This window comes from Falseniella ignava (assembly GCF_002847645.1).
In the GTDB taxonomy this organism is placed as follows: Bacteria; Bacillota; Bacilli; order Lactobacillales; family Aerococcaceae; genus Falseniella; species Falseniella ignava.
On record NZ_PKHE01000002.1, the window covers coordinates 122,847 to 137,076 of the forward strand.

11 protein-coding genes are annotated in these 14,230 nt (G+C 34.6%); 5 read left to right on the plus strand and 6 right to left on the minus strand.

Features of this window, described 5'->3' with window-relative positions:
* The first annotated feature begins 88 nt into the window (after positions 1–88).
* Both rplM and rpsI read left to right on the plus strand, forming a co-directional pair.
* Positions 89–532 carry a 50S ribosomal protein L13 gene (rplM, locus tag CYJ57_RS01555; protein WP_101953798.1) on the plus strand — a complete coding sequence of 148 codons (444 nt, stop codon included), beginning with the start codon at positions 89–91 and terminating at the stop codon, positions 530–532.
* A 13-nt stretch (positions 533–545) separates the two neighbouring features.
* Entirely contained in the window at positions 546–938 is a 393-nt protein-coding gene (rpsI, locus tag CYJ57_RS01560) for a 30S ribosomal protein S9 (RefSeq protein ID WP_101953799.1), read from the plus strand.
* Between the two features lie 105 nt (positions 939–1,043).
* Here rpsI and CYJ57_RS01565 read toward each other — a convergent pair whose 3' ends face one another.
* The 5 genes from CYJ57_RS01565 to CYJ57_RS01585 form a co-directional block, all read right to left on the minus strand.
* On the minus strand, positions 1,044–2,267 hold the full coding sequence (locus CYJ57_RS01565; protein WP_101953800.1) for a site-specific integrase: 1,224 nt from the start codon (positions 2,265–2,267) through the stop codon (positions 1,044–1,046).
* Positions 2,268–2,332: 65 nt separating this feature from the next.
* Entirely contained in the window at positions 2,333–2,581 is a 249-nt protein-coding gene (locus tag CYJ57_RS01570; RefSeq protein WP_101953801.1) for a helix-turn-helix transcriptional regulator, read from the minus strand.
* Entirely contained in the window at positions 2,578–3,747 is a 1,170-nt protein-coding gene (locus tag CYJ57_RS01575) for a replication initiation factor domain-containing protein (RefSeq protein ID WP_101953802.1), read from the minus strand. Before CYJ57_RS01575 ends, CYJ57_RS01570 begins: the two co-directional genes overlap by 4 nt.
* Before the next feature lie 56 nt (positions 3,748–3,803).
* Complete coding sequence (locus CYJ57_RS01580) at positions 3,804–5,228, minus strand: FtsK/SpoIIIE domain-containing protein (RefSeq protein ID WP_101953803.1); 1,425 nt, start codon at positions 5,226–5,228, stop codon at positions 3,804–3,806.
* A 2-nt stretch (positions 5,229–5,230) separates the two neighbouring features.
* A complete protein-coding gene (locus tag CYJ57_RS01585; RefSeq protein WP_101953804.1) occupies positions 5,231–5,578 on the minus strand; it encodes a hypothetical protein in 348 nt (115 codons plus the stop codon).
* 101 nt (positions 5,579–5,679) lie between these two features.
* On the opposite strand from CYJ57_RS01585, the gene CYJ57_RS01590 reads away from it, so the two are divergent.
* The 3 genes from CYJ57_RS01590 (at position 5,680) to CYJ57_RS01600 (ending at position 11,510) form a co-directional block, all read left to right on the plus strand.
* Positions 5,680–6,705, plus strand: a complete 1,026-nt coding sequence (locus CYJ57_RS01590; protein WP_101953805.1) for a hypothetical protein — start codon at positions 5,680–5,682, stop codon at positions 6,703–6,705.
* 82 nt (positions 6,706–6,787) lie between these two features.
* Positions 6,788–8,818, plus strand: a complete 2,031-nt coding sequence (locus tag CYJ57_RS01595) for a site-specific DNA-methyltransferase (protein ID WP_101953806.1) — start codon at positions 6,788–6,790, stop codon at positions 8,816–8,818.
* Positions 8,802–11,510 carry a DEAD/DEAH box helicase family protein gene (locus CYJ57_RS01600; RefSeq protein WP_101953807.1) on the plus strand — a complete coding sequence of 903 codons (2,709 nt, stop codon included), beginning with the start codon at positions 8,802–8,804 and terminating at the stop codon, positions 11,508–11,510. The genes CYJ57_RS01595 and CYJ57_RS01600 overlap by 17 nt, the downstream gene beginning before the upstream one ends.
* Before the next feature lie 1,222 nt (positions 11,511–12,732).
* On the opposite strand, the gene CYJ57_RS01605 is transcribed toward CYJ57_RS01600, so the two are convergent.
* Positions 12,733–14,145, minus strand: coding sequence for an ISNCY family transposase (locus tag CYJ57_RS01605; protein ID WP_006701354.1), 1,413 nt, complete (start codon positions 14,143–14,145; stop codon positions 12,733–12,735).
* Between the last annotated feature and the right edge of the window lie 85 nt (positions 14,146–14,230).

Below are 14,230 nucleotides of genomic sequence, written 5' to 3' on the forward strand. Positions count from 1 at the left end.
GTACAATGATTAACGGTATTGTTTACCCCACAATGAGCCCCGGAAACTCATAGTAATGTAAACAACTAATAAATTGGAGGAAATCATCGTGCGTCAAACATATATGGCTAAGAAAAACGAAGTAGAACGCAAGTGGGTAGTTCTTGATGCAACAGATGTTCCATTAGGACGTCTTTCAACTGTTGCTGCCTCAATCTTACGTGGCAAAACAAAACCTACTTACACTCCACATGTGGATACAGGTGACTTCGTAATTATCATTAATGCAGAAAACGTTAAGTTAACTGGTAAGAAAGAAACAGACAAGATGTATCACCATCACTCAGGTTATGTAGGTGGATTAAAATCTATCTCAGCCGGTGAATTACGTGAGAAAAACCCTGAGCGTTTAGTGGAACTATCAATTAAAGGAATGCTTCCTGATAACCGTTTAGGTCGTCAACAGTTCAAAAAACTTCATGTCTATCGTGGTTCAGAGCACAAACATGCAGCTCAACAACCAGAAGTATTAGACATTCAAGAATTAATTTAAGGAGGGAATCAGCATGGCTCAAGCACAATATATTGGAACTGGTCGCCGTAAAAATGCGACAGCTCGCGTTCGTCTAGTGCCAGGAACAGGTGTAATCACGATTAACAAACGTTCATTAGAAGATTACGTACCATTCCCTCACTTACACGAAGTGATGAAGCAACCATTCGCCGTAACTGAAACATTAGGTAGTTATGATGTTTTCGTTAACGTGATAGGTGGTGGCGTTTCTGGTCAAGCAGGCGCAATCCGTCACGGTATTGCACGTGCATTATTAACCGTGGACCCAGACTTCCGTCCAGCACTTAAATCAGCAGGACTTCTTACACGTGACCCACGTATGGTTGAGCGTAAGAAACCAGGTCTTAAGAAAGCTCGTAAGAGTTCACAATTCTCAAAACGTTAATATTATTGTTATATCAATGTTTACAGGCACTTCATGGTTCACACCATGGGGTGTTTTTTTCATGTTTTTGAAAAAGTTCACACCAAAGTTCACACCATATTCCCCCTATAGATTTTGTATCGATCTAAAAGTATATTCACCTGCAGGCATTGGAATAACGTTCGCAGAATTTAAATACGTTTGAGTGATATTCGTGTCTGAATGAGTGAGTGCTTCTGAGACTTCTTGTAAAGACATTCCCAATTCTTTCGCCAAGGTTGCCCCAGTATGACGTAATTTATGTGGTGTTGCATATTTAAGATTAGGATGTCTTTTCATTACACTTTTCATACGGTAATTCAAATAATCAGGATGAAGGGGCTTATTAACGTTGCCTTTAGTATCGATGTAGGTAAATACAAGTTGCTCAGAGGTTTGTTTGATTGAAAAATTACTGAGCTCATCAGCTTGTTCCTTTTTCCATCTTATTAGAAGTTGTTTTAATTCATCAGGCATTGTAAATATTGTCTTCTTTTTCCCTTTAGTTGACTTAATATTTCCATACTTATCTAATGCTTGCACTATTTGAATTTTGTTTTTTGCAAAGTTTATATGTTTCCACTGCAAAGCATAGGTTTCGGATTTTCGATCTGATAAAAAGAACGTTGTATAGAACAATACGTAATCTTTAAAACAAATTTCGCCTGTTTCTAAATCATGATCAAAAGCATTTAGCCAATCTTTTAATTCGGACAAGGTAAGGTATAAGTCTTCTTCTCTTTTAGCTTCTTCAATTTTTAACTTTTTAGTTGGTTTTATTCGCTTAATTATTTTGGATAGTCGGTTATATTCAATGTAATCCAGTTCTTCAGCAAAATCAAAGACTGACGTCATGTAACTGCGTATGATTTTAAAGTTTGCATATTCTGAAGCTTTCTGAGTTAACAGGTTAATGACTACCTCTTTATTATTATTTAAAAATTTAAGGGAATAATTTCCAAACAACGGTAAAATATGCAATCGAAAGATTGATTCAGTATTATCAGCCGTAGGTTTGGTTGGGGGGTAATTAGTATTAGTAGTATGTCCAAGTTTATAGTTAACCCACCAAACTTGCTTAAAAAAGTCTTTAAATAAAATATTTTCTCTATTATCAACTGTATTATCCAACTCACCATCTAACGCTTTTTGAATTTCAAAGCGTAGATAGTTATTATATTTTTGAGCCTCCTTTTTCGTTTTAAAACGTTTTTCAATCGTTTTAGATTGAATCCCTAGAGATGCACGAGCATCTTCTGGAATGTATAGCCTTAATCGATACGTACCATTTTTAGTTTTAGTAATCGACATAGTTATCCTCCTGTTCGAGCTAGAGAACACTATGTCCTTACTATAAGTACATAGCATTCAAAAGTCTAGCGTTTATTCATCCAATTCGTTACATCTTCAATATTGAATCTACAAGTCCGATTGATTTTAATAACGGGCAAACCTTCAGCAATCCAACGGTCTAAAGTGTTATTTGAGATGTTCAAAAATTCGCACATTTGCTTTTTGTTCAAAAAGCATTGGGGATTGGGTTTCTCAAGTGTTATTTTCTTTGCTATCAGATCAGCTAAATCATCTAACTGATTGTCTGTCAATTTTATGATTAATATGCTCATTTGTTCCTCCTATCTATTAACTTATTTACTAATTCTAATATCTCTTCGAATGGAACAGTTTTTAGAGTTTTATTATTTTTTTCAAGCCAAGCTCTATGATCATTATTAGGATTGAATCGACTTTTATAGATGTAATAAATGAATTCGAATAATAACTCTATTTGATCATCCCCCCAAATCTGTTCAACCTTGTATAATATCGGGAATAGTCCCGAACCTTTGATGATATACAACAGACTGGATACTAGATCATTATTAATCGGTCGTGGAGAATATAATGTTTGGTCAAGAGTTTCTGATTTTAAAGCTTTGAATAGTATGTCTGAGATGGGGTGTAATATTAATTCATCGTTATTAACTTGGTAGAATTGGTACTTTTCAAGAAAAAGATTAATTAAATAATTTTGGTAAAGCTCAAACTTAGTTATGTCCATCAAACTATCTGTAATCTGATGGGCGTATTTGCCCTTAAAAACGACTTCGAATCGAATCCAGGATTGATAAGCAAGTGCCTCTTTAAGGAAATATCCATTCGTTTCGATTTGTTCGATCTTTTTATCGTATACTCGCAATAGTATATTAACGTTCCTTTTTCGAGACCCAATATACATCGTGTTACTAACATTATTCGCTACCATACCAGATATTACTGAATTATTAATTCTGTTATTAATATTCTTGATCACCATGAGTTTTGGTTCGGATGTTAAATCCTTGTATAAGCTATCGACTTCAATATCAAAATTTAAGTAATCAATCGCTAAATCGAATCGACTCAAACGAACCGTGTATAAATCTTCACATTGAATATTTTGTACAAACTGAAATACATGAATTTCTTGTTCAAAGCGATTTAAGTAAAATGTTTGATAGAAACTCCATGCCAAAGCGGAGAATTTAATAATAACTCCCATTTTTACGTAACTTTCATGGAATCCAATTGCAAAATAAAATGGATGTTCGCCATAAGTATATGCAGTCTTATAACCCTGAGGAGGTCGTTCTAATATGTTTCTTTTTCCGAAAAGGTGGATGATTCCTGACTTTTCTTCAAAGGAATGAATCATTTGAGTTGCATTTAATACCCATTTTTTCAGTGTGAATTCATCTTCAGGATGTAAAACGATCGTAAATTCATCTACTGAAACATTAATTTCAGGTTTCAATAAAAGTCCTCCTTTCGGGAACGGGGGTTATTACATTACCCCCGTTCAGCTCCCGTTCAGGACGCCGAAGCATCCTGAACGGGAGAACTTTTGGTATTCAATCGACCATATTCCTCCAGTAGAACACCTAGTTTTCTGAAAGCATCAAATTTCAGATGAGGAAATTGAACATAGTTAACAGTTGTGTCGTGAATACCGTCGCTGGATGTAAACCATGCATCTCCTGCCTTATATGATTGAAGGGGAAGTAGTTCATATTGCGAAGCGTTCCACAAGAATTGAGCTTCATCTCGGGTTGGACGGAATAATATCTTTGTTGTAAATGCATCTCTTAACATTGAACTCAACTCTTGCGTATTTGGTTGTGCGATACTTAAAATGACAAACGAGCCTGTACTTGCTCCCATTGTTACGATTCTCTTTAACAAGCTCTCAAAGTAACCTTTCGTACATTTAAAGTTGTCTTTATTTGCTCTTTTTTCTAGTAACGTATTGAAAGCAACAAATTCGTCAATGAACAAAATAGACGGTTTCATTCCAACTTTCCACCAAAGTTCAGCTGATCCTGATTGTATTGACATCTCATTTAATACGGATTGTCGATATTTGATTGTTTTCTCAAAGTCTTCCATTGACTCAATAATAGTCTCTAATGAATGTTTACTAGGAGATAATGTGTGTGGCAAAGTTGACAATTCTGCTGATTTTGGATCAACTATTATTATTTTTGAGTCGTACTTGTCTGGTCCATTAGCTAATAACTGAAGCAAAATAGTTTGAGCAGCTTGAGTTTTTCCTGAGCGAGTCTTGCCGACAATGAGTATACTTCCGCTACTCGTTAAATCAATGCCTACATTATCCTGAATTACCACCCTAGATGGATCATTAGATTGAATATCTTTAAGACGAGAGGCTACAATCTTATGGTTCTTTAAAACGTTTGTGCACACAAAGGTAACGGATATCATGTTTAAATCTTCTATGATCTGCGTTACTGCAAATGCTTCATATTGCTTCCGAAGAGAAGCCGATATAACGTTCGATAAATCAGAAATGAAAGAAGGTTCTTTGTTTGTTGTAAAAACAGTAATGAATATCTTTTCTAGCTCTTTAGACTGATATTCACACTTCACTTGAATATTTGGTATCCGTTCGCCATCCGTCATTTTAAATGGGTTTCCGTAATGTGGACTAAAGAGTCTTTTTCTAATCATCACGCTAACTTTTTGACTATCATTTTGAAGAACAAATAATAATAAACTTATTAAAGCGATCGTTACAGGAACTAAAGTAGTTACGATTATGATCTTGGTTTGAAGGTCTGGATGAATTAAAGGTGAACGAGTAGGTAATAAACGTATTGCTCGAATTATCATATAGGAGCACAGAGGCAGGGGTAAAGTGAATCCACTACCAACTAATAATTTAGTTGGTAGTGATTCGTACATAAAATTTGTAATGTTCTTATCGAATGTTTTCATTTTTACACCTCTTTAATTATTTTGAGCCCATCAGCTTTCAACGATAGCTGATTTTGATACTCACCATAGACACTCCCGACAGGGTTAATTAATGTGACTTGATCTCCCACTTTAATATTTTCAGCGTTAGGAACCTTTACATTTAACTTTTCAAACTTATTTGTAACGATCTCACCATTTCTTGTAGGAGCGTAAGGTGTGTTATCAATTAAAATAACTACTTCTACTTTATCTCCAAGTACTTCCTTAGTATTGTAATCAACCCAATTGGTAATTTGAGTAACTTCTAAGACCTTATCCTTTAGGAATCCTTGGGAATCGAAGTGTCGAAATTGATTCAACGCTTTCATGATGTCACCTCCTTTCTTCATTTAGTGTTGCAAATGTCTAGTCATTTGCTATCCTTAATGTACCATGAAAGGAGACGGTGAAATGATGGGGGTTATATTATATGAAGGAAAAATTTGATCAAAAGAAAATTAATACAGATGATTATTTTACAATTGATGACTGCTTAAATTGGTTATCTAGCAATAAGTATTCAAATATCGGCATGGAGTATACCTCTCGAAGGATAGTTAAGTTGATTAATGAATTTATTGAGGTTGAAAATCTTCCATCAGAATCTATTGAGCAGGAGTTAAATGAATCTGAATATAATGCTCAAATTAAGATGCATGATTATATTAAGTCACTAGAAAGCTATCTTGGTGATTTTAAAATTCTTATAAATGTAACGGATGAAAATGAAACATATTATACTACGGATATCAGCATCCCTCCAAGTCAATATGCTAAAACTAAAGCAGGTGTACCAAGATATTTAGTGAATGAAAGTTTCCTTCGAGCTTTAGATTTTTATCTAGAAGATTTTTATTTTCAAAACTCTTCAAAAATTGTATTTAAAAAATCAAAGGATATATTCCCAGAGATAATAGACTTTGACCAAGAACAATTAATATCCTATGTTGATACGTTTATTCAAGATTTACTAAATATAATCAAAATGGATATGATTGAATCATTAGATATTTTAAGAAATCAGGAAATGGCTCGTTTAAATATAACCTTAGATGAATATCGTTTGATGATGGACTCGCCGAATGATCAAATCATTGATCAATGTTATTTTTTAATGAACAAAAGCAAAGATACTCCCATAATATCCAATAGTTTATTTGATAAATTCAAAGTGACTATTTGTAATGATATTAATTCAAATCAAAACTTTGAAAATGAAAGAGAGAACTATTCAGATCGAATGAACCGATTTTTAAGAGATTACGATAAGAGATATAACTCGAAAGCAGATGATAAGGAGTATGTGTTACACAACAAAGAAGAGTTCATCATGAAACTTGAAAAGGCATTGAAAAAACGAGAGTTCCGTAAGTACATTGAATATTTTTATATCCAGTCAAGTAAACTTAGAAATAAAATGAATGACGAAATTAAAGAGCAGATTGAGAACAAATGAGATATTATGTTTTCTTAATCATGACTAATAATGAAACTTAACCTATAATGCACGGGAATCATAGAATAGGAGTGTTGATTTAATGGATACAAAAATTATGAAGGCACTATACTCTGTATTAAGTCAGTTTGAAGAGAAATACTTTATAAGTGGGGATTTAAATAAGTCAAAAGTTATAGAGGATATTGACAAGTATGATGAAAACCTAGTGCTAGCATTACTGAATGATCCATTAGTTCGCAAGCATTACTCAAAGAATCTTGGGGAATACACGATAATTGAAACAAATAAATTAATTGAAACATTCGAAATGGATGACTTTTGGATGGATTCACACACAAAATACACTAAGAAGATAGGTCTAACTTCAAGAGGAAGATTTATCGATGAATCAACGGAAGTGGTATTAGATTTCCCATACAAAGACACTGTCTTAAAGGCTGGAATGACTAAAGAAGATGTCGAAAAAGATGATTTGAAGCCTGATGAACCTTTCTATAATGAAGTCATTGCTTCTGAAGAAATTGATGTAATGTTAGACAAAAAAATATTAGTTAATGCTAAAAGATATAGTAACGATGGCGTGGAAGCTGCGAGTGACTTTGATGGGGAAGAAGATAATTTAATTTTGAAGGGTAATAACTTATTAGTCCTACATGCACTTAGGGAGAAATTTGCTGGGAAAGTACAACTAATTTATATTGATCCACCGTATAATACTGATTCGGGTAGTTTTCAGTATAATGATAAATTCAGTCATTCGACATGGTTAACTTTTATGAAGAATCGTCTAGAAGTAGCTAAAGAACTGCTAAAACCAAATGGTGTCCTATTTGTTCAATGTGACGATAATGAACAAGCATATTTAAAAGTTTTGCTGGATGATATTTTTGGGCGTGGCTCCTTTGTAGCGACAATTCATTGTCAAATGTCAACGACTCAAGGTATGAAAGTGAGATCAGCACAACTGGGAAATGTTGTGAAAAACGGTGAATATATTCATGTATTTACACCCGATGGGCATAAAAATATAGCCATACATCCTCTTTATGATATTAGAGAAGACTATGATGAGCATTATTCATTATACTTAAAAGATGATGAAAACATTGTACCTTTACGTGAGCTTTATGATTACCGTTATCCTAAAGATTTAAATAATGAGAAGCCGATATCTTTAAAGGAAGCATTTCAAAAAAGTGCTGAATTCGCCGAGATCGTGCGATCTCATCTCGCCGAGATCGTGCGATCTCATCTCGCCGAGATCGTGCGATCTGATAAAGTTACTGGTGAAGATATAAGTGATGAGCTTCAAGAAGGTAAGTATAAAAAAGTGATTCGTGGAGATAAAGAATATTTACTCACAATTAATAGTAAAGGTCGCATGCAACAATTACTTCGGCTATCAGATTCTTGGGGAAAAACAGATAGTTACAAGTCCCCTGAAGGATTAAGAAAAATAAGAGGTGATTGGTGGGAAGATTACTACCTTGATATGGGTAATGTGAATAAGGAAGGAAATGTAGTTTTTTCTAATGGAAAAAAACCTGAGCGTCTATTAAAAGATATTATCTCAATGACTACCAATCCAGGAGACTTAGTATTAGATTTTCATTTAGGTACTGGAACAACTGCTGCAGTAGCACATAAATTGAGTCGTAAGTATATAGGAATTGAACAAATGGACTATATCAAGACCCTGTCAGTACCCCGACTTCAAAAAGTGATAGAAGGGGAACAAGGTGGTATTTCCAAAGATGTTGATTGGCAGGGTGGAGGATCATTCGTTTACGCAGAATTAATGGAGAAGAGTCAAGGCTATATTGATCAAATATATAAGGCAGATGATAGCGAAGAATTATTCAAGATATATCATCTCATGCTGGAGAATGTGGATCTAAATTTCAAAGTAGATCTACAAGCATTAGAAGAAATTCTTGAAGAAGAATCGTCACTTGATGAGCGAAAGAAATTACTGTTGAAGGTTATTGATAAGAATCAACTCTATTATAATTATTCTGAAATCGATGATGTGAATGTAAGGGATTTAATATCAGATACTGATTATGCCTTCAATCAGTCATTCTATAAGGAGGATGATGTTATTGGCTAAAAAATCAAGTCTACCTCTTTTAGATGCCTTAACTGCATATGATGGAACTTTAGAAGAACGAACACTAAATTATCAAACTCCTCAATATATATATGACAACATGAAGCATCGTTTTCGTTATTATCAAGATAGAGCTCTTCATTACTTTCACTTTGCTTTAAATAATACAGAGTTTAAATACATGCAATCAAAACATGTTCTCTTCAATATGGCGACAGGTTCTGGGAAGACGGATTTAATGGCAGGGTTAATCTTGTATCTATTTAAAGAAGAGGGATATCAAAGATTTCTCTTTACCGTGAATACAAATTCTGTTCTACAAAAAACAATAGATAATCTAACAGATACGAATTCAATAAAAAACTTATATAATCATCCCATTGAGATCGAAGGTAATCGGATACGTATCGAACAGGTTCGTCAATTCCCAACTACCATGAGAGAGAACGTCATCTATATCAAACTAGATACCATTCAAGGGATTGCGAGTGATCTCTTTACTGAAAAAGAAAATACAATGGGATTGACGGAGTATAAGAAACATAAGACTGTTATTTTGGCTGATGAAGCACATCATTATTCAGCAAGTACGAAGAAAGAAAAAGAAGATGAACGGTCATGGGAGAGAACGATAGACCTCATACTTGGTGCAAACAATGAGAATCGCTTATTAGAATTTACAGCAACAATCGATTTAGAGAATAAGCAAGTATATCAGAAATACAAAGATAAAATCATCTATCGTTATGCTTTAGATAGGTATATTTTAGATGGCTATTCTAAGAACATCCGAAGAATTCAGTCAAGTAATAAAGATATAGAAAATATGATGAACGTCATATTATTGAGTGAATTCAGACGATTATATGCGAAAGAAATGCATGATGTTGAAATTAAGCCAGTTATCTTATTCAAGTCGCCAAAAATTAAAGATTCAAACGAAGCAGAAAGTAAGTTTTTAGATCTTATTGAAGATTTGACTCCTGACATGATTGAATCATTTATCAGATTGAGATTTAATGAAAACTCAGAAGAACAAAGTGAAACACTTTATAGAACTTATCGATACTATTTATCGAACATTGATAAATTATCAGAGATGGTTCGAGAAATGAAACGTCAGTTTTCTAAAGGGCGAACCATCAATGCGAATGATACGGATCGTGGGAACATGCTTGAAAAAGGACAATATGAATCCTTAAATACATTGGAGAATCCTTCGAATTTATATAGAGTTGTTTTTGCCGTTGCAAAATTAACAGAAGGCTGGGACGTCCTGAACTTGTATGATATCGTTCGGATTTCTGATACTGAAAATGCTAAAGGTACAAAAACATCAACGATGGCTGAAGCGCAACTTATCGGACGTGGAGCAAGATACAATCCGTTTAGATTGGATGACAAAATCTCATATCAACGTCGCTTTGAAGAAGATGGTGCAGACAGCTTACTACTTGAAACATTACATTATCATACAATCAATGAACCGCAATATCTAAAAAATCTAGTGGAATCATTAAATGAAATGAATCTACCGAGTGGAGAAGATAAGAAAAATCCATTGATTGAAGTTAAAGTTAAGCCATCATTTAAGAAAACGGATATTTGGAAAAAAGGGTCTATCTATTATAATGAACGAGTTCGTGTTGCTGATGATCATTATGACAATTTATCAAAATATGGTGTGGATAATCGGTCAGATATTATTATTAATTGGCACTTTACCACAAGAGAATATAATTATGATTCAGCTATGGTTCAAGAAGATTTCTCAGATACTTTCCAAAAAGCAATTCAATTAGATTTAAGATTAATTATGAAAGCGATGAATCGAAATTCTTTTTATCATTTCGCTCGTTTAAAAGAATATCTTCCATTACTAAAATCAAGAGAAGAATTTTTGGGTGAGTCATGGTTAAACTTAAACAATAGAACCTTGTATGCTGTAGTTCCTAGAAGCATGGGAAGAAAAAAGCTTAAACCCGAAGAAAAATTAGAGATATTAGAAATTTATTTACGCAAAGTTGAACAGCAAATCAAGCAAGGTTACCGTAAAGAAATCGGAACAAACAAATTTATAGGGTATCCAATACGTGAATATGTTAGTGATTATAGAAAGCGTCAGCCGAACTATGATACAGGACGTATGAAGTTATTTGATATTAGAGCTTCTCAGAATGTAAGTAGACAAGATTATAAAAATGAAGATTTCTTTGTATATGATTCAGCCTTTATCAATCAAACTGAGCAACAGTTAATCGATCGAATAAAAGATCGATTGATTGATTTAAATGAAAAATACAGTGATGTCTATCTAGTACGTATGGACGAAAATATGCATCGTGAATCTGCGAAAAGTGAGAAATTAAAGCTGTATCAATTTGATCGAGAAACGACTGATGTTCATTTTGAAGCTTTCCAACCCGATTTTATTTTTTTACTTGCGAATGCAGATCATTTTCTACAAATATTCATTGAGCCAAAAGGGATTAATCTTTTAGAGCGTGAAGCATGGAAAGAAGATCTCCTAATGTACATTAATAATCATGAAGCTGACTTAGTATTTGAAGAGGAAGTAAATGGTCTAAAAATAAAAGGATTGAAGTTTTATACAATTAACGATAGTCGTGGAACGATTGAACAATTAGGAGAGATAGCATTAGGAGAGAAATTTACTGGGTTGAGTCTTTAGACAAGATTCTGAACTTGGTCGAATAAATATACATCTGAAAAATAGTAATAAAGATGGTGTGAACTTTAGTGTTTTCTAGCTCGTTTTTACTTATTTTAGGTAAAAGTTCACACCATTTTATTGAAATTTATTGAAATTGGATGAAATTAATTTTAAGCTAACCCCTTCAAAACCATTGATATTAAAGGTTTTTGAAATTCATTGAAATAAAATGCTAATCAACCAGGTCTTAAGAAAGCTCGTAAGAGTTCACAATTCTCAAAACGTTAATATTTGTTATTGCAAATACGAAATTACAGCACTCCCATCATCGGGAGTGCTTTTTTGTTGAATTGACGGGTGCAATTTACTCAAAACCGTTCGAACACAGTGTGTTACGTCTAAGATATGCGTGCAGGGCAACAACTGAAGACTCAAAACGTTAGATTACAGCTGTTGCGAACTTGTTCGCTTACAGATGGAGTCCCTCAACTTACAATGGCAAGTTGAGCTTAAAGAAACAAGAAATTTTCAAAGGCACTTCCCAATTACGGGAAGTCTCTTTTTTTATATGTTCTGATCAAATAGGGGTGATAGAATTTGCTAAGAAAGAAGTTCTTTGTAATTTATGTATGAATAGATGAGTAAAACTTGGAGAAGTCGAATCTACCAGCAATCCTAATTTAATTTCATTAAACAAAGAACGTAATATGTAAATTTCAATATTATCTAAAGTGTCGTAATTAATGAAATTTCTCTGGGCATGCTATTGTACTATTTTATTAATATGATAAAATTAGTAATTATTGCGACAAAAAATTATTCTAACTGAAAAAAGTCCGTGCATGAGTACTTCAAATGGTGTTTTAAAATCTAAACACTTTCTAGGTCGAATGTTTATCACCTATAGCGCATTGAAGAAGTCATGTTCCGTGATTTTAGCTTGATTTGCGTATTTAGGAAAAATCTTTGTGTAATCCGTTGGAGTTATCGTTGGTTTCTCTCTGCCAAGCACTGTAAGCATCTGAAAATGAGAGCTTCTTTAGGAAAAGATTTGATTAACTGTTTCACAACAAAAAGCGTCGAAACCTTTGATGTCAAGCACAAATGAATATGTCCCGATTTTTGGGTTTTTAGCGTGTAACGAAAGAGGGTTAAAAACTACCGCGCTTCGCTCGCTTGGTTGCCTCGTGATGATGGACGATACAAAAAGCGCATCGTCCTTCATCACGAGGGATTATCACTACACTTCAATTAGCTCTTTTTTCTTTATGTATTCTTGCTTCTTTAGGTAACGTTGATAAGATTGTCCTTTCCACGGATGCGACATCGGTGGAATGTGTGGTTTCGGTTTAGACTTAGCTTCTTGAATATCTAGTATTTTAGATATGGCTTGGTGTGACGGCATTTCAATTAGTTTAAAGAGTTGATTTTTATGAGAGACAAAGAGTTGTAAATCACGCGTACTAATGACCATAACTTTAGTTTTTCTTGGCAAATGGACTTGCCTCCCATGCTGGTCGTAAAGATGATAGACATGGTTGTTGTATCGAACAGTATGACCAGAGTGAATGACACGCAGGGCAAATCTAGCGAGGATGTAATCGAGATTTGTGTCTGCTGATAGTTTTTCAAAGGCATTTATGCTATCTTTAATGGGATGGGCGAATTTTTGATTAAACTGTGGGAGGTAGTCCCTTAGAAACTGATTCGCTTCATCCATATTACGGATACCATTTAACCGCATTTCTTGAAGTAAGCGGTTTTGAAACGTACCGAAAAGACGTTCAATACGTCCTTTAGCTTGGGGTACTGAGGTCGCTTCCAGTTCAATTCCAAGTGTCTGGCAAGCATATCCGTATTGAGTGAGGGCCTGTTCTTCAAGAGCAGCGCCCTTTTTTGGGGTGTTGACGCCTGAGAAAATGGATCGATAATCTGTCAAAATGCGATGAGGAATACCGTAGTGGGTCAGGAATTGATGTGAGACTTGATAATAGCCTTCAAGTGTCTCCTGTGCTGCGAAATAAGCACCAACGACTGTACCAGTGGCATCATCAATCGCGGCATGGAGATAGTAATAGTTCTCGTCAGCCTCGAACCATTGATGTTCTGAAGCATCCATCTGAAGCAGTTCCCCAGCATATTTGCATCGTGGGCGACTCGGGTGTGCTTTTGAGGCTTCAACGACTTGAACCTCCTGTAAGGTTTCTTTTTCGTGAGGGGTCAGGCCTTTCTTGTCTGCTTTGTCTTCGAGCTCTTTAGCGACACGCCGTTTAGTTCGACGGGTAGCTAGAGGCGAGACAATGTGTGCTTCCTTCAAGATATTTCTTAGCGAGCTTTCAGAGAGAAGGATTTCCTCAACTTCTTGAAGTTTTTCATGGAAGTGTGTGAAGTTAAAGTCATAGTATTTCGAGCGATAGAGCTGAACGATTCGCTTTCGAGTATGACGGTCAATGGTTTTAGAAGGTTTGCGATTGGCATTCTTATGTCTGAAGCCTTTTCGCCCCTCTTGTTTGTATTTAAGAATCAATCGATTGATCTGTCGTCTGGATAAGTTTAATTCCACTTCAGCACGAGCTTTGGATTTCCGTCCATTGACGACAGCCTTGATGATATTATATTTATGTGTCTCATTCATGTTAAGATAATCCTCCATTGAGATCCCTCCTTAGATTTAATATACACTAAAGTGGGACATTTTCATTTACGGTTACTTGAGACATTATCATTTGTAGATGAGA

What these genes read in the sequence shown, in the direction of transcription:
- CYJ57_RS01565 (WP_101953800.1), bottom strand. Translation starts at nt 2,267, where the DNA reads ATGTCGATTACTAAAACTAAAAATGGTACGTATCGATTAAGGCTATAC.
- CYJ57_RS01580 (WP_101953803.1), bottom strand. Translation starts at nt 5,228, where the DNA reads ATGAAAACATTCGATAAGAACATTACAAATTTTATGTACGAATCACTA.
- CYJ57_RS01585 (WP_101953804.1), bottom strand. Translation starts at nt 5,578, where the DNA reads ATGAAAGCGTTGAATCAATTTCGACACTTCGATTCCCAAGGATTCCTA.
- rpsI (WP_101953799.1), top strand. Translation starts at nt 546, where the DNA reads ATGGCTCAAGCACAATATATTGGAACTGGTCGCCGTAAAAATGCGACA.
- CYJ57_RS01590 (WP_101953805.1), top strand. Translation starts at nt 5,680, where the DNA reads ATGAAGGAAAAATTTGATCAAAAGAAAATTAATACAGATGATTATTTT.
- CYJ57_RS01570 (WP_101953801.1), bottom strand. Translation starts at nt 2,581, where the DNA reads ATGAGCATATTAATCATAAAATTGACAGACAATCAGTTAGATGATTTA.
- CYJ57_RS01605 (WP_006701354.1), bottom strand. Translation starts at nt 14,145, where the DNA reads ATGGAGGATTATCTTAACATGAATGAGACACATAAATATAATATCATC.
- CYJ57_RS01595 (WP_101953806.1), top strand. Translation starts at nt 6,788, where the DNA reads ATGGATACAAAAATTATGAAGGCACTATACTCTGTATTAAGTCAGTTT.
- CYJ57_RS01600 (WP_101953807.1), top strand. Translation starts at nt 8,802, where the DNA reads ATGATGTTATTGGCTAAAAAATCAAGTCTACCTCTTTTAGATGCCTTA.